Source organism: Leptospira kirschneri serovar Cynopteri str. 3522 CT, assembly GCF_000243695.2.
Classification (GTDB): Bacteria; Spirochaetota; Leptospiria; order Leptospirales; family Leptospiraceae; genus Leptospira; species Leptospira kirschneri.
In genome coordinates, this window is the sequence record NZ_AHMN02000013.1 from 264,893 (window position 1) to 287,546 (window position 22,654).

Consider the following 22,654-nt stretch of genomic DNA (forward strand, 5'->3'; position numbering starts at 1 on the left):
TCTTCAAAATTGCAAAAGTAATTCAATTTAGGATTTATTTATAATAGAGTTTTTGAAAAATTAATTCTTGATCTGTTTGTATTGGATTAAAATGGACAATTGAAGCAATTTTACGAATCTTCATTATGGAATTTTTCAACAACTCTAATGTGTGATAATCTTCCCTGGAAGTTCCTTGTAAAAGTGTCTCTTACGCCAAACTTATGTTAGGTGAATAGGTTTTAGTACAAATCTACAGTATGCAATAAATGCACATATTGCGGCCACGACAAGCCAATAAATCATAGGACCGTAATTCGTGTCACCGGAATTAATGTGTAAGACAGAAAAGAATAACATTTCTATGGTTATAAAAATTGCCGCAACAGGAGCAAGAATGGCCAGAGATTTTTTAAATGCCGGGAGGATTAGGCTCAGGCTACAAAAAATTTCAATGATGCTCATTATTAACCAAATTGAATGTGGAATTGCCTTTAAGGAGGATACAGTTTGTTCGGAATTGGAAAATTTCCACACCGCACCTATTACGGTATGCAGTGCCAAAAGGATTTGAAGAACCCATAAGAAAATATTCATGTTTCCTCCTTAAATATCGTAACTAGGATAATGATTCATAGAAATAAAAAGCCTATTTTGAGAGTAAATAAAATTTAGAATTTTATAATATTCTACTTCTATTTATTCTTTTTTTGTAGAATCAATTCGGAACCTATCCATGCTTGTCCTATTGCAAATAAACCTAAAATTATCAGAGAAATAATTGGCCCTTTATAGAGAAAAATCTTATTCGTAATTATGGCGCTCGGAATCCCGACAAAAATTGCAATTAGGAAAATGGCCACTGGAATTTTAGAAATTACATTCTGCAATTTCAAACCTATACTTAAAATTAGACTTCCAATAAAAAAAGGTAATAGAAGAGGAATGAGTATGATTACTCCTTTTGTCTGCATAAAATTCATTATGATAATTACGTTTTCTTGGATGAGTACTGAATCGTCTGTCATGTAATAGGCCAGTAAATGAAAGAAAGCGTCAGAACACATTCCTAACACTCCGATTCCAAATAAAACGAATCCAGATAACGTCGTTTTTTTCTGCGGAGTAATAAGATCAGCTAATGAGAATAATACGATCATATAAGAAACGGAAGATACAATCTGTGTGATTGCAGAATACCAAACGAAATTTCTAGATACTTTTACAATTTCGAGAATATGACGCGTGTCCGTTGTGCCTGGATCAGGCATCAAAAACCAACTGATCCAAAAAGTAATTGCCGCGAAGATGAGTAGAATACCTGTCCAAAACGTTTGTTTTTTCATTTGAATGTACCTTTTAGTTTAGAGATTAAAAAAATAATATTAAATTTGCGTGTTCTATTTAAAACGAGATCAAATTAATCGTTTCTTTCTTATAGTCAGTTCTTATTTAAAACAATTATAGGAGACTTCGTTTATAAATTCGAAACCGTAGGATCAAGGAAGGTAATAAAAAAATCAATTCCTTTTTATAAACGTTAGAAAAAGGAAGTAAAAATATTCTACTTCCTTTTCGTAAAATCTAACGATAAATTAGATCCTTGCTCCAATCTCTTTCAGGCAAGGTATTTAATTTAACGATAAAGTATGAATTTGGTTGGGCATTTGTGTACCAAAGATAGATATAATCTTTCCAACTTCCAGTTTCCCAAACCGCAAGAAAATAATAGTATTTCCAGAATGTATCGAAGTCTTTGAATACGACCAGACTTTCATCTTCTAAACATCCTTGACGTATTATTATCATTTCGAGTAGTTTGGAGCCGTCGTCGAACTTAGGGTAATAGGCATAGTTACCGGCTCCTCCTCGAAGCCACCAAGTCCAAAAATAATTTAAATATTGAGAAGATTCAACTCTTACGCGTCCACCTAACATGCAGAAGGTGTCCGAATCAGGATCGTATTCTTGCAATAAGTTAAATTTCGTAAATTCTGTTCCTTTTTCTTCTGCAGTACCATCTGCTTTTAACCATCCGTCTGGTCTATTATGATCCACTTCTACGGCTTTTCCGGTATATTTAGCTATTAAGGAAACTTGGTCGTATTTTCTTCTATGTCCAGACTTTGTAGGAGTGGAAGAGTCGGCATAAATAAAACCATAAACTGGGAAATGATCCGAAAACTCATAACTTGTATATCCATTTTCTCTTTTCCAAGTAGTCGGTGAAATCGGATCATACGCTAAATTCTGCCAAACCGGAAGTTGAAAATGATTTTTGGAAACAAATATATATTCCCCGTAATTTGATGTTCGATTCCAGGAATAGTAGACGTTATTGTAAGCGGCGATCTTGTTTTTTTGAGTGTCCCATGTGAAATGAATTCCCGCATAATTTGGTTCGTTTACTTCTAGTATCTTAAGCATATTCTTATATTCAAATTGATTACTTTTGTTTACGTTTAAACTTCCTGCTATCAATACAATTTCTTTATTGGATATGCGTTTCGAATCGATAAATTTTTTAATTTCAATAAGCTGATCTGTCCTTGCGTTTACTCCTAAATCAGAACATGCTGAATCTTCTGATTGAGTATCGGTTCCTATAATATGAATTATCTGATTTTCTTTTTTAATTTTTACGTAAGCAAAACCTTTATTGTAGAGTGTGTCATTACCACATCCATGATTTTTGAAGATATACTGTATCTTTTCTTGAATAGGCCATTTACTTAAAATGACAATTCCTCCGTTGTTGATCTGTTGTCTAAAATCTCCAAGGGTTTGATCCCAACCGTACTTAGTTTTTCCGATTACTTCAGTTTGGTCAGGATATTCTAAATTAAGATTGTTTAGAAGTGTGTTTCGTGCGTTTGTATCAAATGCTCTGCCGAGTACGATTATATCCTGATTTTTTATAAATTTTGATTTTCCAAGAAACTCCGCTCTTTCTTTTTCTTTCCAAAATCCAAAATATATGTCTTCTCTCGAATATAAAAAAAGATTATAACTGAGAACATTTAAATCTGTTTCTAACTTTGGTAAAACGATCCTTCTGGTCGAATTGATTTCCTCCAATTCGAAAATTAGATTTTTACTTGAAAATGGAAAATACATAAATAAATTTTTATATACTAATGTATTATTAAATGTGCAGTTTAGAGGAAATAAACATAGCAAAAGACTAATTAAAAAGTTTCTATATTTAAATTTGTCTGGTTTTTTGTATTTGTTTAGAAGGAAGCATTGTTTTATTTTCATATAATATTCTCCATATTTAATTTTATTATTTTTAATATTCCTCAGAGTTATATAATAGAATGTCTAAATTCCGTCTTTGATCTGGAATTTAGTTCGAAATTTATGGTGTCTTAATTGTGACTAGAGAATAAAGTATTTATTTAATGGTTAACACTTTAATCATATAAATCCAGAGAAAGAAAATTTGGGTGAATAAAAAACTTAGGTACTACTCTCTATGGATCGCAGCATAATAATCGCTTTTGCATTGAATTCTACCGAACTTATGTGGAACCGCGCTTTATGATAGACATTTAGATACTCAATTTTATAGAGATGGATTTTTATATACTATTTCTGTAACTAAATATAAAACGAATTGATTTCTTGTTGGATAATTGATTCAAAAAGAGTTTGTTTGATATAAAAATATGTATTATTTAAAATATTTTACTTATAGCTCATCTTTATAAAATAAATTTCTTTGTTAAAATAAAGTTGATTAAAAGTGTTTATAAAAATTTATATGCTTGGATCAAAAAACCTTAAGAACATTTTGAAAATTTGAGTTTGGTTTATTAGAATTTTTTAAAATACTTTATACGCGAAAGAGAAAAACGAATTTATGAGCGATCAAAGAGAGCAAATTATCCAAGAATGGAGTGTGAATCTGGATCCGATCCGCTTTACGAATCGGGAAAATGGAATCAAAGAATGGCTCGTTCAAAACAGCGCAAAACAATTTTTGACCCGTGCAGAAGAATTACTTGCTTCACTTCCTAAAGAGGAAATACTCCAGGAATTTATTTCCGGAATTAACACTGCTATTCAATTTTGTGTCGAGCAAAACAAGATCGCTGCTTTGGATTTTTCTTGGTATTATGGTGGGGATCCTATCGATGTTGCGTATGCTTATGGACTCGCCTCTTGCAAGGGTCAAGGGAAATTGAGCAAGACCGATCTCGGTCCGAACGAGATTCCTGGAGTTGAATCTGATCTGGAACATGGAAATTTATTGGAAGAAGACTTTTCAGAACTACCCGTCGATCGAGCGATCAATCTTTGGGTGGAAAATTTAGATCCACACGTTCAAAAAGCAAAAGATAAAAAAGAACTTCCGTTTGATGCAGATGATATTTTAGTTGATCTTTTTCAAATATGGAATTATCGAATCGGTTTAGAAGCTTGCAAAAATATCTCAACAGAATTCCAAGATGTTTTGAAAAAAAGAAAACCATTTTGGATTACTATGTCTCGACACGAAAGATGGGCGGTCCCGATTGGTTTGATTTGATCGTATTCGAATAAAAAATTACTGAGAGTTTGTTCTAAAACTTAAACATTACTAAGATTTAATGATAAGAATTATTGAAAGGTTTACGAGTGAGCGGATATAACCTACATGAAGTTTGATAGATTATTATAAAATTCTAAAATATTGTTGTTTATGCCTTGTGAGAATGAGATAACTTTTTAAAACAAACCGAAGAATGAGTTTCTAAGCTTGAATAAGAAAAGGTAAGTCTTTGGTTTCGATTTTTTAATTTAACACTGAGTCTTAAATTAAAGTCTGACTTGGTAAAATACGCTTCTTTACGGTCTATTTTCGTATTTTTTTTATCAGTTGCGGATTGATTTTCGAATGAGTTTTAAATATATTAAGAAAGTAAATATTATAGAAATTAATTATTTGTATGTATTTATATTGAAATCGAGAATTAAAGAAGAAGCGAGAAATGATCTCGCTTCTTAACAAAAGTTTAACGATAGATTAAATCTTCGCCCCAATTTCTTTCAGGTGTTTGGTCTAAGAGAACACGAAATTTAGAAGCGTTATGTGCAATCTTATCCCAAAGATAGATGTAATGCATCCAGTGTCCCATTCTCCACGATTCAAGATAGTAATAATCATTTGTAAGAATGTCGTAATCACGTAACCAAAAAATTCCGGATTCTATACATCTATCAAGAGGGACTTCAATTTCAAATTTTTTAGAACCGTCATTGAACTTTGGATAATAGGCATAATTACCGCCGCCACCTCTCAGCCAATACGTCCAAAAATAATTTCGATATTCAGAAGATTCGATTCGAATTTTTCCTCTGCCACTGATACAATCCGGATTTGAGTCTGGATCATCTTCTTGCAATAAATTGAATCTTGCAAATTCGGACCTTGTTGGTTGACCTTGGTAGTAATTAGAATTTTCCTCAGCTATTAACCAACCGTCCGGTCTTGTAGGACTCGCTTGAATTCTATGATATGCAGAATCTAAGATCATAACGTTATCGTATTTTCTTCTATGTCCGGACTGAGTAGGTGTGGAAGGATCTGCATAATCAAAACCATATACAGGATAGTGATCAGAAAATTCGTAATTTGTGTATCCATCTGATTTTCTTTTCCATGTAGTTGGAGAAATGGGATCATAAGCTAAGTTTTGCCAAACAGGAGGTTGAGAATGATTTTTTGAAAGTAGAATATACTCTGTATATTGTTGTGATTTTTTATTAGAGTTAATAAAGGCCGTAAGGGCATTTTTTTTTGGATCCCATGTAAAAGGAATTCCCGCATAATGGGGGTTATCTGCTTCTAATGTATAAAGCATACTATTATAATATACTTTATCCTCCTTGTTTACATTTAAGCTTCCAACGATCATTACGGTTTCATTTTGTGGTATCCGTTTTAAATTGATGAACTTTCTCATTTCAGTAAATTGGTCAGCTCTTGCATTTTCTCCTTTATCAATACATTCATCGTTGTGGGATTGAGTATCAGTTCCCAGGATGTGTATGATCCGATCTTTTTTTTTAATTTTCACGTAAGCAAATCCTTTGTTGTATTGTGTATCGCTGCCGCAACCATGATTGTTAAAAATATACTGTATCTTTTCTAAGATAGGCCATTTACTTAAAATTACAACACCCCCGTTGTTAAAGGATGAATGTTGTCTGAAAGAACCTTGAGTATCGTTCCAACCGTCTTTGGTTCTTCCGATTACGTCTGTTTGATCTGGATACTGCGATTGAAGTTTGTCTAATAGAATTTTTCTTGCATTGTCATGGAAGATTCCCTCAAACACGACTATGTCTTGATTGTTTACAAATTTTGAATTTGCAAGTAATTCTGCCCTTTTTTCTTGTTCCCAATCCCCCCAATCATAATGTTCTTCCGTATATAAGAAAAGGTTGTAGGTGAGTACATTGATTTCTTCATTGTCAACTTCTTCTATGATTCTTTTGGAACTATGGTTTGGGGATTCTATATTTTGACTTTTTGGAGTTAAAAAATTATACATTAATAAATTATTATACTCTGATTCTTTATCAGGCAAACAATTAAACAAAAATATAAAAAAGAAGGTAATAAATCTCCAGTTTTTAAATTTTTTCTCTTCTTTTTTTCGTAGTGCATTTCGCATTGTTTTCATACATATCTCCATTCTTAATTTAGCTATTTATAGTAAATCATAGAGTTGAAATAAGATAGAGGTTTATGAAAAATATTTCAAAAAATATAAATTACAAAGTTGCTTTAGTGATGGATCTGAAGAAGTTCCTATTTCTTAAGGAATTATAAAAACTGAATAAATCTAATTTCGAAAATCAAAAAAATTGAATATGAATTTTAGAAGTTTTAGAAAATATATCAAAATTAACTTACGGCTTATTGCAAAACTTAAAGATTTCTGGTAGAGAACTATTGAAAAAGTTCGCAAATTCCAGATACGACGGTTTTTGTAGGAACTCTAAAGATTTATTAGAAACTTCTAAAGTATTATCATTTATGCTTTTTGAGTTTTCGGAGAAGTTCTACGTCTCATTTTAGTCAAAAACTCATAGGTCGTGTAGTTTCTCGTATTTGGCTCTATAAAAAAGATTTTTTGGGGCGAAATATTTTATGTTTCTTTATATATTTTATTTTAATAATTTACTTTTTACGAATATTTTTATTTCGCTTTTTTTCCTACAAAGAATGCAATTGCACCAATTACATACAATTCATATTCTTTAAAGTTTTCTTTAAGCGCCGCTTCTAAATCTGGAAGAGTGTCTTCCGTGTTATGAAATACCCCATTGCGGTTTAATCGTTTCATTCCTATTCTTGATAAAAAATGAGTTTGCCCTAAATCGTATAAACCAGTGGATCCAAAAATTACACCGTCCGGTTTGCGGATTTCTAAAAGATTTTTAAATGCGGTGGAAGCCTTTTTGCGAATCGACCCAGGAACACAATGGAATAAAAAACTCAATCCGATTGAATCGAATTTTTCTGTTAGGTGAATGGGTTCTAGTATATTTGCTCTGTAAGCCTTGAATTGTCCCGCGATGTTGGAAAGTCTTTTTCTAGATTTGATTAGAGTGTTCGGATTTAAATCCATCACTGAGATGGTTGGTTTTTCTACTGGAAATTTTGCTTTTTGTAAAAGATAACCAGTTCCTACTCCTATGTCTAAATGATTGCCACTTACGTTTTTGCTGTATAAATCGATCATGTTCTGAGGAGAACAACGCCAGAACCATTTACTGATAATGTGCAAAACGATTAGATCGTAAAATCTCAAAAAACTAGGGGTATAAACTTGTTGTCCTTCAATAATTTCTTTGCTGTACTGATTTTCGGACATACCAAGATCGATATATAGTTTATCTTGTCGCATGTTTCATCCTTTTTTATGTTTAGAATTTAACGATAAAGGAACAATTTATTTTCCGTCAGAATTCTTCAAGTAGATTCTGAAAAAATATATTAGAGTGTTCTTGTATTCAAAAAATATGTAAGATAATTCTTGCCTAGAATTATATAATACAGTATCTAATATTTTTCATTCAAACAGGATTTGTGATAAACTTATGGTATTCATTTTATAGAGATCATTAAAATGCTATTTTTTATGCCGGATTATAATCCGGCACAGATGGAAGCCGCAATATGTTCGGCCACGGCGGAAATTGTCATTACGGGATGAAATCCGATCGAAGAAGGAATTACAGATCCATCGGCGATAAATAAATTTTTATAACCGAATACTTCCCCTGTTTCGGATACAACTCCTTTGTCCGGATTAGCGGCAAGAATACAACCCCCTAGAGAATGGACTGAGATAATCCGATTGAATAACAAAAAGGTTGCTAATGGACCGAACTGTCCGCCGTAGGCGTCCCCTATCTGCTGCATAGAAGCAGTCATGTTTTGAATGAGGGTTTGGTTTTCTTTAGAATACTTCCATTTCACGTCTATGTTTTTACCGCGACGTACGATTCTTCCGTTTGCGTTATCCCTTCCTATAGCAAATAGATTTGTCATATAATTTGGGTTACCCGCTCCTGGAAGACCAGGTGGTAAAGGTTTGGAAAGTAATCCTTTTTTAAATACAAAAGGAAGAATCCATTTCAAACTTTTCCAAAAGATAGGACCAATCAGTTTTAAAAACCAATTCGGTTTAGCAATTCCTAATGAAGCAAGTACTGCCATTACAGGTTGGCTGAATGTTGGAGCTGCCATTGTAAATTGAAATCCTTGTGGAAAATAATTGATTACAGTAGTTACGTCCGGTCCGTCCCAGGGTATGAGTTCACTTTTACTCGATTCGATTCCGCCTAAAAAGTCCCCATTTCCAGAATATCCTTTTCCAAGTTGTTGGCTTAGATTTGGTAGGGTTTTGTATCTGTCTCTACTGTTAAAAAGAATTCGATTTGTACCTAACGTTCCTGCGGAAAGTATAACTCTTTTTGCATATGCCGATTTTTTTTCTCCTGTTTCCGTATTTTCATAGTAAACCACGTAACCGTTTTGACCATCTGGAGAGATATGAGATACTAGGGAATCTGTCTGAAACACGGTACCGTTTTTTTCAGCGTCTGCAATATAATTGAAATCTAATGTGTTTTTTGCTCCGTGATTACATCCGAATTCACATTCCGCACAACGTATACAAGTAGATTGTCCCGGTCTGGAAGGTTTTAGCCAACTTGCGGCTGCGTCCGGATCAAAATACGTATGTCTGTTTAATTCCGCGGCGGCTTTAAATCTATTTCGTTTGGGAAGGTCCCATTCTGGTGGAACCGGTTTTACGTCGAATTTAGAGGCCACCTTATCAAAATAAGGGTCCAAATAACTTCTGTTAAATGGAGCTGGCCAAAGAGGATCTTCAAAAACTTTATGATCGGGACGGATATGAATATTCGCATAGATCAAAGAGCCTCCGCCTAAACCGGAAGCGGTCACGGTTCCGAGTCCGCTAAAAAAGTTAAGTTCGTATAAACCTAAAGACTTTTTCTTTTTAGGATAACGCCAAAGAAGATTGTCTACTTTACGCACATCCCTTGGAAAATCTCCGGGAGAATATTTTTTTCCTCTTTCTAATACTAAAACCTTTTGACCTTTTTCAGAAAGTCTTAAGGCGCTGATGGAGCCACCAAATCCGGAGCCAATTACAATTGCATCGTAACGAGTATTATCTTTTGACATATTTTCCTGTAAAATAGATTATAAATTTATAAAATTCAAAATTCTTTAATAACGATTTAAAGACTGTAGTATAAACGGATATACGTCTTTGTAGGCGTCTTTTCCGAATATACAATCTATGTGCCCGTAGTCAGGTATCACGTGACGTCTATACTGATTCGGGTTAAATCGATCGATTAGTTTTTTGTAGGTCGTTTCTGTACTTTCCGGAAGATAACAACGATTTTGCGCTCCATGAATGAACGTGATCGGTAGATTGAGCCGATCCAAATGGGGAACGTAAACGTCTTGTCCTTCTGAATTTACCACCTTGTGAGCGCGGATCATCTTGGATAAATGTTCAAACGCTTTAATGTTGGAAACTCCGAACATTTCTCCCAAACCGTAACGATAGGTTTCTTCATTCAAATTTTCTAATTTATAGAGACTACCGTAAAGAAAGGAGATCCTTCTGCTGACTGGGTTTACGTCGTGAGAAAAAAGAGATTGAGGTTGTAATGCTAAGACGCTGTTAAAGAATCGATCTAACCAATCGTCGTGATCGCTCGTATACGCGGTCATATCCTTAACTCCAATCGCGTCTAAAATCTCCGCGGTATGAAATCCTACTTTAATATCCATCGAGGTGGGAACTTCTACATCCGCAGAAATTTGAGAAAGTACTACGGAACGAACTCCTTCTAAACCGGCGAGTAACGCCATCGTAAACGTAGTTGCGCCAAAACAATGAGCTACTACTTGAATCTTATCTACTTTGGTGAGTTCTCTTACTTTGTTGACGGCTGCCGGATAATCTTTAGTAGCGATTGCGTCTCCAGTGTTTGGAAGAGGAGCCGAAGGAAGAGCGATCGAAGTTCTATAGTCGAAGAGCCAAACGTCGTATCCATTTTCAAACAGATATTCTAAAAGATTTGTATCGATCGTATCGATGCTAAAAATCAAACTAGAAACACCTAAACCGGGAGATAACAGAACTGGTCCTTTGTTGCCACCCTTATATCTTAAAAGTCTTAAGTCGGCTCCGTCTTCTGCTTTGAAAAAATGAACCTCGGGAGAAGAAACCCTGAGAGGTCTTTTGGTTCTAGGTCTTGCGTCCTTATCCCAAGGAACGATGGAACTTGCTACTCCACCATAAACGTCATATAACACACCCGCAAAAAAAGAACCGAACTTTGCCAATCCTTGGATTGTATCTATTAGAGATTTTGCATGAATGACTTTCATCGTAGTCATTTGTTTTGCAAAGTCTTCTGGAAGGATATGTAAAATCCCTTTTCCTAAAACGGGAGAATTTTCGGTTTCACCTTCGTAAATCGTAGTGAAGAGCGTGCTTGTGTCTCTCCAGACGTTTGTAAGTCCGTCGTTTTGGATCCATTTAGCTCCTACAAAAAAATATTTTTTACCTTCTTCCGTGTTGAGAATCATACGATAGACCATGTTTCTCGTTTCTACTTTGTCTTCTCTGGAAATAAAAAGTAAAAATTCTCCGTTCGTTACAGTGATTACGTCTTTGGAAAGAACGGGAGCTTTTACGGTACCGAATAACGTTGCCTTATGATCCGGGTTACCGATCATATCATTTAAGTTTTCGCTTCGGATTGTTAGTAGAAATTCTATGGAAGAACCTTCGTCCTTACCGATTTGATAACCTCTTTCTGTGTCTTCTTTGGATTGGGTGGAAAAAAATCCTTTCATACATTCCGTGAATTCGATGCCTAATGTTTTTTCATCCGGAACGTTTGTATGTTTGGGATACGAAGGAAGATTGTAATTGATTGTAAGACCTTTTTGAACGATTAGTTTTTCGCAGGCTCTTTCCGAGATCGCGCAGATTGTAAGTAGTGGATTAACACCTAAAGATCTAGGAATTACAGAACCGTCCATGATGTATAGTCCGTTATACGTTTCTTTTCCGCTTTTGCCGGAATAAACCTGGCAATTTTCGTTGACTGCAGAAGTGGAAGCGTCGTCTCCCATTGGACAACCACCGAGAGGATGTACAGAAATTAAATCTTGGTCCGTTAGACGATTCCATACGGGATTTTTAATATAGGTTCCTTGGAGTGGAACCGTCGCTTCTTTTAGTATGGTGCTGATTTTTTCAAAGATCGGCTTTTTACCAACGTTCGGCCAGGAAATTCTCAAACGATCGTTTTGAAGAAACATCTTTCCGTCGTTCCCATCGTGTGCCATTACTAAATAAGTCTGAGTGTTTTTTACCGCACCTTTATAGGAACCTAGAATAAAACTTAAGAATATTCTAATTTTCTCAATTATCCATTGAAAAAAACCTTTTTTGGTTTTCACTCCTGTGAGTTTAGACGCAATCGCAAAAATTTCTGGCAGTTGACCTCGAATTGCGCCTGGGATAGAACCTTCCTCTATGATCATTCCTTCGTTTAAAGGTACACCTTCACGTGTATCAATGACTCCTGTAATACAAGGGCCTACGTCTGTGTTTGTTTTTTTAGAACCGAAACCGATTCCGTTGATCGTAGTATTTCCATTATAAGAAAAACCTAACATATCTCCATTCCCGCTAAAACGAACTCCTACAGAGTCGGAGACGTTGAGTCCTTTTTCTTTGGAGCGAAGCAGGATTTCGGTAGAACCTAAAGAGCCTGCGGAAAGAATTACGGTTTTAGCTCGGATAAATAATTCGTCTTTACTGAATTTTTCTCGGTCAAGTCCAAGTGGAACAAAATGAATCAGCCAAGAATCTTCTTGTTTTTCGATATAACTTACTTTTACTTCCGTAAAAATCTGAGCGCCGAAGTTTGCTGCATCTGGGAGGTAATTCATCAGAGTTGTATTTTTAGAAGATACGTTACAACCGGTTACACAATCTCCGCAATTTGTACAAGCTTCTTGTTTAACTCCAACGTGATTGATTTTGGATTGGAACGTTACGTTAATCGGAGTAGGATAAAATTCTTTCTTTAAAAAAGAAGCGGATGTTTTCAGTGCTTGGTGTTTGGCGAGATTTCGATATTGATTCGGGATTGGGTTTGGTCTTAACATTTCTTCTGCGAGAGAATAATACGGATCTAATCCGTGTTTACTTGCTTCTTCTCGAATGTTTTTAGGCCAAGCCGGATCTTGAAACACTTCCGGAACTGCTCTAAGACTTACGTTAGCGTTGATAAGCGAAGTGCCTCCCAAACCACAACCTACTAAAACGTTAATGTCCTTGTTAAAATGAAAATCAAACAGACCATTTTTAGGGCCGATTTGTTTGTCTTCGTAATTTGCTTGTACTTCTTCTAAAGCAGAGATTTCTTTATTTGGAAATTCTCCCGGTCTGATTTCTTTGCCTCTTTCTAAAAGACAGACCTCAATTCCGGCTCTGGAAAGCCTGGATGCTGCGATTGCACCGCCATAACCGGATCCGATGACTACCGCTTCGTATTGATTTTTAATTTTTTCGATGGGTTGGGATATTTTCTGAATCAATGTTTTTGCCTGGATTAAATTGGCAGAACATTTTCAAAAAAGAGAAATATTGCAAGAAAAATAGCGATATGTAACTTTGAATATTTTAATTTTCTATAAGTGGTTTCAAACATTCGGATAAGTTATGTTAGCCGATTTTTCAACTACTTTCATTGTAAATGACGACTTGAATTATTTTTTGTCACTACGAAACACTTTATTTAAAATTCCTCCGAAAGGTTATGTAGAATTTTTATTTTGAAACTAACTGATAAGCTGAAAATAAATGGTCGATGAGATTGTCTTGTTTGGTGAAGGATTGTTCTGTGTATTCTAAGATCAAAATCTATCGTAGAATTTGAAAATGTGGGAACTCGTACAATCTAAAGATCTACTGTAAAATTTTAAAATGTAGGAACTCATACAATTTTAAAGGACGATAAAAGCCGCTATAAAAGCTTATAACTGCTAAGTAGACTTAATTTGTGGGAACTACCTCATTTAAAAAATCACTCGTAGTTGTTTGTAAAAACGTGCGAGTTCCCACAAATTTTGTCTCATACGGTTTGCAAATGAAGAATCGAGTGAAAAAATTTTGTAATAGTTCCCACCTTAAACGGTTTTGAAGTTGGCTTTTTAATTTACTGACCCGAGTTATGACCCGGTTAGATTTCTGAATATTGTACTTGGAATTGACTTAGGATTTTAAGTTCGAAAGGTTGATGAATAAAATAGAGTTATTGAAAAATTCCATAGTGAAGATTCGTAAAATTGCTTCAATTGTCCATTTCAATCCAATACAAACAGATCAAGAATTAATTTTTCAACAACTCTAATCTATATGTTCGTTTGATTTTATTTAAAAAATCTAAATTTTCAGAATCTAAAAAAAGGAAAAGTATATGTCACAACCAATTTCAAACCTAATTTCTTATGGTTGGGATCCGAACACATATTTAGAAGAACCGAAACTTGCCGAAGGTTTGAAACCGGGCCGTGTACTTTCTGTTTATGGAGAATATTCAAAAATTATAATAGAGCAAGGTGAACGGAAAGGTATTTTTTCAGGAGTTTTGGCGGCTTCCGGAGAATCGGTTGTAACTGGAGATTGGGTACTCGTAAGAGAAATCGAAGGAGACGAACTTTGTATCGTAGAAAAAATTCTTCCCCGAAAAACTTTTTTAAAAAGAAGTAATCCAGGAAAAAGAAAAGGTTCCCAGGCGATTGCATCAAACATAGATCTTTTACTGGTGATTATGGGTCTGGACAACGACTATAGTCCGAGAAGAATAGAACGTTATTTGTTCTTGGCGAAGATTAGCGGAGCACAAGTTACAATCGTTTTAAATAAAAAGGATCTTTGTACGGATCCTGAAAATAAGTTTACGGAAATTAAAACAATCGCTGGAGAAACACCGATCGAAATGATTTCGGCTTTGGATCTGAAACAGACTCAAACAATTTTACAATGGACCGGCCCTGGAAAAACGATCGCGTTTTTAGGATCTTCTGGTGCGGGAAAGTCCACTATCATTAACTCTTTGTTAGGTGAAAATATTCAGAAAACCAACGATGTAAAAGTTTCCGACGGAACAGGAAGGCATACTACAACTCGCAGAGAATTGTTTCTTTTACCATCGGGAGGGGTTCTTATGGACAATCCAGGAATCAGAGAAGTAGGTTTGTTTTCGGAAGGAAATGAAGAAGAACTTGAAGAAATTTTTCCGGAAATTGCAATGGCCGCGGAAGAATGTCGTTTTAACGATTGTTCTCACAACGAAGAACCCAATTGTGGAGTTGTCGCGGCTGTAAAAGCTGGAAGAATCAGTGAAGATAGATACTTTTCTTATTTAAAACTTTCGAAAGAATTAATGGCTTACCAAGCCTTGAACGATCCGGAAGAAGCCAGAAAGAAAAAACAAAAAGATAAACAAATGTCCAAAGCTTTACAGAAGAGACTTAAGGATAAGGGTAGAAAGTAGTAACTACTACAAATTACGTCACTTAGGGTTTTTAAAAAATTTTTTAAATATTAACGTAGTTCTACGTAAAAAAACCGGGGCGAATCCGGCTTGCCACAGGCAGCCGGACCGGGCTCTTAGCTCTGGTCAAGTTATTGTGAAACTATAGAATCAGATTCAATTTTCATAAAATATCAATAACTTGATCCTAAAACGCTTTCGTAAAAAGCGTTTTGCTGAGTTAACGCGCCCCGAGAAACTCAGCGAATGCCTCTCTAAGGATCGGCATTCAGGAAAGCGTTGTGCTTTAGTTCATTCATCGATCCCTTTCGCGTTAATTTAACGTGAAGCAGGACGTAAAAAGATTCGTTTTATAAAAACCTGATTTTTCCATAAAAAATAAGTGAGGAACTCCCCGACTCGAGTCACAAAAAATGAATGTTTAAAGATCTGTAATGCGACTTAACCTGCGGAAACTACCACAGAGAAAGTTTCCCCTCTGAAATCTGATTTCTATCTACTAAAACCTGGGAACTACTATTTTTAGAAAATTCTTTCTCATTTTCTTACGCCGAACTCACGTTAATTTAATACTACTGATCTCTATAAAATTGAGTACCGTTGATTCTATCATAAAACGCTGATTCTATGTAAAATATTAGGTACTTTATTATATAGTTATGAGTAACCCCTATAAAATCGAGTGTGATAAAAATTTATGGCGAAGTACTATTTCAACGCAAAAGACTGAGTAAAGTTATTAAAGTAGTAAAGTGGCCGATTAACAAAACTGCTTCAATCAACCGTTTCCATGAAATAGTTGACTCTATTTTAATGTTCAAGTTTAAGAATCTATTTTTTTATCGTTTAAATTTATAGAATAGAATGTTGGAATTGTAAGTTTAAGAAGAGATTTGTTTCAAAATTTATGATAGGATCAATAGGGGTAAAAAAAAGATTTTTACTCCTAAAATAGATTTCGTAGAATAGATCCAAAATCGCCTTTCCCAGTTTTTCGGTTTTTACTTTTTTGAATATGAGATTTTTATTATTATGTATCATATTTCTATTTCATTATTCTCTAATGGCCGAATCTTTATCTCCGGTTTCGGGAAAAATTTCACAGCTGCAGAAAGATTCTTCTTTGAATTTGTTTGTGTATTACTTTAGCGATAAGTCGGACGAAAATTTTCGAGAAAGAATATTTGCGAGGGATTCTTCTCTTCCTTTTCAAAATATTCCTGCGCAAGTGTTTTCGCTCGGTTTTACAAATAATACGGTCTGGTTTTATACTCCTTTAAAAAACGATACCGAAAAAGATTACCGTGGAAAATTCGAAATTTTTAATCCTTATTTGGAAGAAGTAGATATTTTCTATCGATACGGTCCTAAGGATTCGATTGATGAAATTCTTGCGGGAACAAATCGTGTTTACGAAAAAAGTTTTCCCGCGCTAGATTTTTATCTTCGTCCTGGAGAAGAAATTCAAATCGTTTGTAAAATCAAAAGTGGAACTCCTATGCGAATACCTATCGTATTGGAATCGGAGGAAAAATTCGATTTTACGAAACTATCCAGATCGATTCTATTCGGATTGACTTTAGGGTTTGGGATCGCAATGGGTTTGTATAATTTTTCGTTGTACATGTTTTTCAGGACTAGATCGTATTTATATTATTTTATTATGATTTTATTTTCTACGGTTTATTTAACTTCTTGGGACGGGTTGGTTTCTCCTCTTTTTAAACCGAATTATGGGCGATATTATCTCCCCTTTATACTGATTCTTTTTTATACCTCCGCTTTGTTTCTTTTTCTTTTTTCCATGGAGTTTTTATATCCTGAAAAAAAAGAAAAATATGTGAAAATTATAATGTTCTTATATGTAATCGTTAATCTTATTTTAATACCTTTTTCTGTTTTTTATCCTACTCAATTAAATCGGGTTTCTTATTATCTGGGACTGATCAATAATCTAATCATTGTTTATTTTTGTATCGTTAGAATTAGGGACGGTTTTAAGTCTGCAAAAAATTTTCTGATCATTCATCTTGTATTTCCTATCGCCGGAGTTCTGACAAATTTAAGCGCGTTCGGAGCGATTTCGATCGATTCTCTTTCGCTTCATCTTTTAAAACTGGCGTTTATTTCTCAGTCCGTTCTTTTTTCGGTTATGCTCGTGCAGAGAATTAAAGAATTGGAATTTAGACTTAAGGATGGTTTACAATCTGAGATTCATAAGAACATCGTACTTCTTAAAAAAGAAATCCAACAAAGAAGAGAAACCGAATGGGAATTGATTCAAGCCAAAGAGGTCGCCGAAAAGGCTTCTAAGGTCAAAAGTAGTTTTCTTGCAAACATGAGCCACGAGATACGGACTCCAATGAACGGCGTTTTAGGGATGGTTCAGCTTTTGGGGACAACTAAACTCAACGACGAACAAAAAGAATACGTCGAAGTTCTTTCTGTTTCCGCCAAATCATTGTTACAGATTATCAATGATATTTTAGATTTTTCTAAAATTGAAGCAGGAAAAGTTATTTTAGAAAGGGAAGTTTTTTCGATTCGTTCTGTTTTGGACGAAATTCACGATCTTTTATTTCCTCTTGCAAAACAAAAAGAGATCGACTTTCGTTTAGAAGGTAAATCAGAAATTCAAGAATACGTTTACGGGGATCCGCTTAGGCTTCGACAGATTTTATGGAACCTTGCGGGTAATGGAATTAAATTTACGAATCGTGGAGAAGTAGTTCTTAAGGTGGCTCAAAAAAATATTTCTAAAGATGGCGTATCCATAGAGTTTACAGTTATGGATTCAGGAATCGGAATTCCTTTGGAAAAACAAAAACAGGTCTTTGAAGCGTTTTCTCAAAACGATACATCTACCGCTAGAAAGTTCGGAGGTTCTGGCTTGGGACTTAGCATAACAAAACAGCTCATAGAACTTCAAGGCGGAGTTTTAAAATTAGAAAGTCAAGAAGGTGAGGGTTCTAAGTTTACGTTTACGATTGATTATGATATTCCTTCTATTTTGGAAATAGAAAAAATTCTTGAAGCGGAAAAGACGAAGGATCTGGAAAAATCTTTTCAGGATGTTGTATCTAAGAGCACTCGAATTCTAGTTGCGGAGGATAATGAAACGAATTGTCTTTTAATCGAAAGGGCTCTTAAAAAATTAGGATATGATCCGACGGTAGTGCATAACGGTAGGGAAGTGATTGAAAGAATGCAGTTGGAAACTTTTGATATAATACTTATGGACATTCATATGCCGGAAGTGGATGGGATTGAAGCTACAAAATGGATTCGTTCAAAAAATCAAAATTCGAAATTTCCTATTATCATCGCTTTGACGGCGGATGCGATCGAAAGTAGTAGAGAGAAATATATTTCTAAGGGAATGAATGATTGTCTAACTAAACCTTTGGATTTGCCAATTCTTAAAAGTACTCTTGACCTATGGTCTAATCGAGTAGACGTTTCTCATTGGAAATTGTAAGTAGCAATTTTATTTAGCATGAATTTTGCGTAAAAAAGTTTGCCGAATTCGGACCTCACTTTCAGCTCCAGTCAATAAATTGCATGAAAGAAACGTAATACGATATTTTGTCTTAAGTACAATATAGAACGCGATCCGTAGAGAGCGTTCTGCTGGTTTCTCTATGTTTTAAGCGCTTTTGCATCGGATTTTATCTATCTAACGTGAGTTCGACGTAAGAAAATTGGGGCGAATCCGGCTTGCCACAGGCAGCCGGACCGGGCTCTCAGCTCTGGTCAATAAATTGCATACAGGAAACATAATACAACAATCGTATTTAGATTCAATTTATTGCCCCTAAAACGCGACCCTGCAGAGCGACCCTTAGGGAGTGATGCATTGAGTTTCAGGAGAGCGTTTTGCTTTAGTTCATTCATCGATCCCTTTCGCGTTATGCCCTGCTCACGTTAAACGGCAATATTTAGGAATTCAATTTTATATCAGTTGGAAAAGATTCATGTTATATTTAAATATTATAAATAAGAGTTGTTAAAAAATTCATGGTGAAGACTAGAAAACTGTTTCAATTATACATTTCTATACAAAGGATGGAGAATTTATTTTTCAACAATTCTTATTTTTGTAGTTTCTTTTAAACTATTTTAGATTGTAAACGTATATTCGAAAACCGTTTTGCTTTTGAGAACATTTTATTTTTATATACACAAAAATAGTTTTTAAACTTTCAATTCTAAATTCGGTTCTTTAAAAGACATAAAAGAATATAGATCTTTCAGATCGATATTTCCGCCGGAAAGAGTTGTGATCTTATCTAATCCTGAAAAAACCATTTCAAAAACGTTGTATCGGAATTTATCTAAAAAAATCCAACCTTGAGGCGAAGAAGCATATAGTTTTTTCTCTTCCAGTAGTTTCTCAAAAAGTATTACTCCTAGAGAAGATCTAGGATCATAATTTTCTAATATTCTAAAGGTTTCATTTAGAGAAGCCGAATTGTCTTTTGGGATTCGGGCGCTTTTTAAAAAATTCAACATTCTAGTAATTATAAAAAGAGAATAAATATCTTCCCTATCAAAATGTTCGGAGGAAATTGCCATAGAAGTTAGTCTTGCAAGAAAAATGTCCGATTCGTTTCTTTCCGGAAAGTTGGATGCAATTGGAGAATTTGGAGTCAGGTAAAAAAGAGATGCCCCCATTAAAACTGGTTGTCCCGCGTTAAACCGAAGTGTTTGAATCATGGATTCCAAAGTTTCCATCGGAAGTCCGAGAATTTGATAAGAGGTAATTTGAAATCCGAGTTCAAATCCTTCTTGAACGATCTGAAGATATTTTTCAATCGTATGAGGTCTTTTGGTGGTTTCTCGAACGAGCTTATCCGAACTGACTAACGCTAAGTTCAAATTTGTAAATCCCGCTTCTTTCATTAAACGGAGAAGTTCTGGATCTAAACTGATATAAGAGATTCCGTTCATAGCCACAAACCGAACGTCTTTTTTCGGAAAGGTATCAATCAATTTTTCACAGAGTTGTTTCATTTCCGGACGAAAGAAAGTTAAGTTGTCATCTTCGAAATCGAATACTCGGTAACCTGATTCGTAGGATTTTTTAATTTCGTTTAACACACGTTCTATGGTGTTCCTTCTATATTTGGTTCCGAAAGTCGTGTGAACCGAACAAAAACTACAACGATGCGGACAACTTCTGGAGGTAATGATAAAACGCATCGGTTTTCCTTCGAAAAGATAATGCACTTTCGATAAGGAAGAAAGATCGGGAGGAGGTAGATCTTGAATTGCGAAATTATCTCCAATCGGATTTAGATACATTTTTCCGTTCTTTTTCCATCCGAGAGATCTAACGAGGGCATAACGTTGTTCGTTTTGAAATTCATTTAAAAAGTCGCAGATTGCTCTTTCTCCTTCTCCTCGAATGATGAAATCTACGTTCGGATTTGAAAGCATCAATTCGGGACAGGCGGAAACATGGGAACCTCCCATCAAAACGGGAACATTTAAAACTTTTTTTATCTCTTCCGCAGTTTTTAAAGCTTCTCTATAATAAGGAGAAAACAAAGAGGAAATTCCCACGAGATCCGGGTTCAAGGATTTTACTTCTTTTGATATATCTTCATAAGAAGCGCCGAAATGGAAATATTCAAAAAACGTTGAGAACGGACTTTTATCCGGAACCGGATAGTATTCTTTTAGATATTTGAGTTCGTTTGGAATAGGAATCGTTCTCCTTCCGGCGAGTTTGTCTCCTAATCCTCTATGAAAATCTCTGATTATAACTTCTACGTTGGGTAAAAATTTTTGTATAGCTCCTTTGAGATAACAAAGCCCGATCGGTTGTAATCGAATATCGGTATCATAAAAATCTTCCACCGGAGGCTGAATAAGCAGTAGCCGCATGTCGTCATAGGAACAGAAGGAATTACAAGATCAAGTCACTTCATTTTATTCTAAGACTTGACCTAAAGTAAATTTCAAGTTATACTTCGCGCGCGATGGAAAGAAAAGATAGAATACCTTATAAACCTACACAACCGAGTATGGATCTAAGTAAATTGTTGGTTCGATTTGCAAAAGATACTTCGGTGGGAACCTTAGAAACGGTCCGCTTCATTTTGAGTGAATCCTTGGATTGGTCTTCCAAACGGTTATCCGAACTTTCGGGTACACCTTTGGTTCAGAATACCAGTTTGGCCGAGTTTTTTTTCAAATCCGGAGAGGTCCTGAAAAACGCAGGTGAAAAAACGGAACAGGGATTGACGGATGCTCTGGTTTCCACTGCAAATGCGATGCAGATAGCGTTAGACGCACTTGAAAATGCAGATGAAGTCGTTAAAAGAACCCTTTTTGAGAATATTCCGGTTTCCAGTATCGTAGGTCAATCTTTTGCAGGAATTGTGACTACTTCCCAGATTCAGGCTTCTTTTAGACTAGAAGGTAAAGATACAGAATATCAAGAAATTCTAATGGACTGGAAAAGTTCGAAATTACCTCGTCTGATTTTATGTATTCCAGGTCTTTTTTGTGACGAAGGACTTTGGAATACAAACGGAGAAATTCCACTTTCGGAAACGATAAAAGAATGCGGTTATTATCCCGTTTATCTTCGGTTTAATCCCGGAATTCATCTTTCTACGAACGCAAAAAAAATGTTGGATCTTGTAGAAAATCTTCTAAATTCTCCGGAACTGAAAGATAAAACGTTAGACGTCATATCTTACAGTCAGGGAGGTTTGATTTTCAGAAGTGCTTTGTATCAGTCCAAACGAAATGGTTCCCAGTTCTCAAAAAGGATTCGTCATGCGCTTGTGATCAATTCTCCCGATGGAGGATCGTATATCGAAAAGATTGGTTTTTGGTTGGGACTTGGAGCGGAGTCGTTGCCGATTCTTCCGGTTCATATTTTAGGTTTTATCGGAAATCAGAGAAGCGACGCAATCAAAGATCTTTCTCATGGAATCATACGAGAAGAGGATTGGATTCAGAACGATCAGATGAAAAGATACTTAAACGATTTGTACTTTGGAGAACTTGATGACATAAACGCGACTCAAATTTATAGTTTGGTGACAGAGACAGAATCCAAATGGTCTTCTTGGATTGGAGACGGGATCGTGGAAAAACCGAGTCTTACTTTGTTAAGCGATAAAGTGTATCGAAAAAAATCGAACCCAGAATCGCGGGTTCATTGTTTGTTTGGAACTTCTCATTATCAGGTCATGGCACATCCGCAGACTAGTAGGATTTTACGAGAAGTATTAAACGACCGAATGAATTCATGACTATAAAGATTTTTTCGTAAGTTATTTGTATTCATGCCGAACTGAAACGATATGATTCGGAACTGCATAATAAAATACCCAATCCGAAATAGTTTACATTTTAATAATGCAAATTCAGGCGTAAGAAAACCGAAGTGTGGCGAATACTATAATAATACATTAAATTCTTAAAATTGTTTTTTTAAAAACTTGCCCGATGATGTCTGCTAATTTTTCTGAGTTTCAGAACCGATTTTTAAATTTAAACTGTAAACGTCTTTCTTTGGAAAAATTTA

At 35.1% G+C, this 22,654-nt stretch carries 12 protein-coding genes; 4 read left to right on the forward strand and 8 right to left on the reverse strand.

What is annotated here, in order from left to right; translation table 11 throughout:
* Positions 1 to 201 precede the first annotated feature (201 nt).
* The 3 genes from LEP1GSC049_RS2000000226805 to sph (LEP1GSC049_RS210495) all read right to left on the reverse strand — a co-directional run bounded on the left by LEP1GSC049_RS2000000226805 (position 202) and on the right by sph (LEP1GSC049_RS210495) (position 3,240).
* Positions 202 to 576, reverse strand: a complete 375-nt coding sequence (locus LEP1GSC049_RS2000000226805; RefSeq protein WP_016750521.1) for a DoxX family protein — start codon at positions 574 to 576, stop codon at positions 202 to 204.
* Between the two features lie 98 nt (positions 577 to 674).
* Positions 675 to 1,325 (reverse strand): hypothetical protein, encoded by a 651-nt coding sequence (locus LEP1GSC049_RS210500; protein ID WP_004757303.1) that lies wholly within the window; start codon positions 1,323 to 1,325, stop codon positions 675 to 677.
* A gap of 238 nt (positions 1,326 to 1,563) precedes the next feature.
* Positions 1,564 to 3,240 carry a sphingomyelin phosphodiesterase gene (sph, locus tag LEP1GSC049_RS210495; protein WP_032828489.1) on the reverse strand — a complete coding sequence of 559 codons (1,677 nt, stop codon included), beginning with the start codon at positions 3,238 to 3,240 and terminating at the stop codon, positions 1,564 to 1,566.
* A gap of 604 nt (positions 3,241 to 3,844) precedes the next feature.
* On the opposite strand from sph (LEP1GSC049_RS210495), the gene LEP1GSC049_RS210490 reads away from it, so the two are divergent.
* The gene (locus LEP1GSC049_RS210490) at positions 3,845 to 4,513 is read left to right on the forward strand and encodes an LIC13197/LIC10919/LIC10469 family protein (RefSeq protein ID WP_004757298.1); all 669 of its coding nucleotides are present in this window, start codon (positions 3,845 to 3,847) and stop codon (positions 4,511 to 4,513) included.
* Positions 4,514 to 4,979: 466 nt separating this feature from the next.
* Here the strand turns inward: LEP1GSC049_RS210490 and sph (LEP1GSC049_RS210485) are convergent, their stop codons facing one another.
* The 4 genes from sph (LEP1GSC049_RS210485) to LEP1GSC049_RS210470 all read right to left on the reverse strand — a co-directional run bounded on the left by sph (LEP1GSC049_RS210485) (position 4,980) and on the right by LEP1GSC049_RS210470 (position 13,147).
* Positions 4,980 to 6,653, reverse strand: a complete 1,674-nt coding sequence (gene sph / locus LEP1GSC049_RS210485) for a sphingomyelin phosphodiesterase (RefSeq protein ID WP_025186083.1) — start codon at positions 6,651 to 6,653, stop codon at positions 4,980 to 4,982.
* 519 nt (positions 6,654 to 7,172) lie between these two features.
* The gene (locus LEP1GSC049_RS210480) at positions 7,173 to 7,883 is read right to left on the reverse strand and encodes a class I SAM-dependent methyltransferase (RefSeq protein ID WP_004782597.1); all 711 of its coding nucleotides are present in this window, start codon (positions 7,881 to 7,883) and stop codon (positions 7,173 to 7,175) included.
* 242 nt (positions 7,884 to 8,125) lie between these two features.
* On the reverse strand, positions 8,126 to 9,694 hold the full coding sequence (locus tag LEP1GSC049_RS210475) for a GMC oxidoreductase (RefSeq protein ID WP_016561076.1): 1,569 nt from the start codon (positions 9,692 to 9,694) through the stop codon (positions 8,126 to 8,128).
* A 45-nt stretch (positions 9,695 to 9,739) separates the two neighbouring features.
* Positions 9,740 to 13,147: an alpha/beta fold hydrolase gene (locus LEP1GSC049_RS210470; RefSeq protein ID WP_004762852.1), complete on the reverse strand. Its 3,408-nt coding sequence runs from the start codon at positions 13,145 to 13,147 to the stop codon at positions 9,740 to 9,742.
* An 881-nt stretch (positions 13,148 to 14,028) separates the two neighbouring features.
* On the opposite strand from LEP1GSC049_RS210470, the gene rsgA reads away from it, so the two are divergent.
* Positions 14,029 to 15,108 (forward strand): ribosome small subunit-dependent GTPase A, encoded by a 1,080-nt coding sequence (gene rsgA / locus LEP1GSC049_RS210465; protein ID WP_016561058.1) that lies wholly within the window; start codon positions 14,029 to 14,031, stop codon positions 15,106 to 15,108.
* A gap of 1,015 nt (positions 15,109 to 16,123) precedes the next feature.
* Positions 16,124 to 18,586 carry a hybrid sensor histidine kinase/response regulator gene (locus tag LEP1GSC049_RS210455; protein WP_004755688.1) on the forward strand — a complete coding sequence of 821 codons (2,463 nt, stop codon included), beginning with the start codon at positions 16,124 to 16,126 and terminating at the stop codon, positions 18,584 to 18,586.
* A gap of 716 nt (positions 18,587 to 19,302) precedes the next feature.
* Here the strand turns inward: LEP1GSC049_RS210455 and LEP1GSC049_RS210450 are convergent.
* Positions 19,303 to 20,997 (reverse strand): B12-binding domain-containing radical SAM protein, encoded by a 1,695-nt coding sequence (locus LEP1GSC049_RS210450; protein WP_016748374.1) that lies wholly within the window; start codon positions 20,995 to 20,997, stop codon positions 19,303 to 19,305.
* A gap of 95 nt (positions 20,998 to 21,092) precedes the next feature.
* Between LEP1GSC049_RS210450 and LEP1GSC049_RS210445 the strand changes: the two genes are divergently transcribed.
* Positions 21,093 to 22,379, forward strand: coding sequence for an esterase/lipase family protein (locus LEP1GSC049_RS210445; RefSeq protein ID WP_004757270.1), 1,287 nt, complete (start codon positions 21,093 to 21,095; stop codon positions 22,377 to 22,379).
* The last annotated feature ends 275 nt before the right edge of the window (positions 22,380 to 22,654 follow it).

Excerpts from the sequence above, each read along its gene's own strand:
- LEP1GSC049_RS2000000226805 (WP_016750521.1), bottom strand. The coding sequence starts at position 576 with ATGAATATTTTCTTATGGGTTCTTCAAATCCTTTTGGCACTGCATACC.
- LEP1GSC049_RS210500 (WP_004757303.1), bottom strand. The coding sequence starts at position 1,325 with ATGAAAAAACAAACGTTTTGGACAGGTATTCTACTCATCTTCGCGGCA.
- sph (WP_032828489.1), bottom strand. The coding sequence starts at position 3,240 with ATGAAAATAAAACAATGCTTCCTTCTAAACAAATACAAAAAACCAGAC.
- LEP1GSC049_RS210490 (WP_004757298.1), top strand. The coding sequence starts at position 3,845 with ATGAGCGATCAAAGAGAGCAAATTATCCAAGAATGGAGTGTGAATCTG.
- sph (WP_025186083.1), bottom strand. The coding sequence starts at position 6,653 with ATGAAAACAATGCGAAATGCACTACGAAAAAAAGAAGAGAAAAAATTT.
- LEP1GSC049_RS210480 (WP_004782597.1), bottom strand. The coding sequence starts at position 7,883 with ATGCGACAAGATAAACTATATATCGATCTTGGTATGTCCGAAAATCAG.
- LEP1GSC049_RS210475 (WP_016561076.1), bottom strand. The coding sequence starts at position 9,694 with ATGTCAAAAGATAATACTCGTTACGATGCAATTGTAATTGGCTCCGGA.
- rsgA (WP_016561058.1), top strand. The coding sequence starts at position 14,029 with ATGTCACAACCAATTTCAAACCTAATTTCTTATGGTTGGGATCCGAAC.
- LEP1GSC049_RS210455 (WP_004755688.1), top strand. The coding sequence starts at position 16,124 with ATGAGATTTTTATTATTATGTATCATATTTCTATTTCATTATTCTCTA.
- LEP1GSC049_RS210450 (WP_016748374.1), bottom strand. The coding sequence starts at position 20,997 with ATGCGGCTACTGCTTATTCAGCCTCCGGTGGAAGATTTTTATGATACC.
- LEP1GSC049_RS210445 (WP_004757270.1), top strand. The coding sequence starts at position 21,093 with ATGGAAAGAAAAGATAGAATACCTTATAAACCTACACAACCGAGTATG.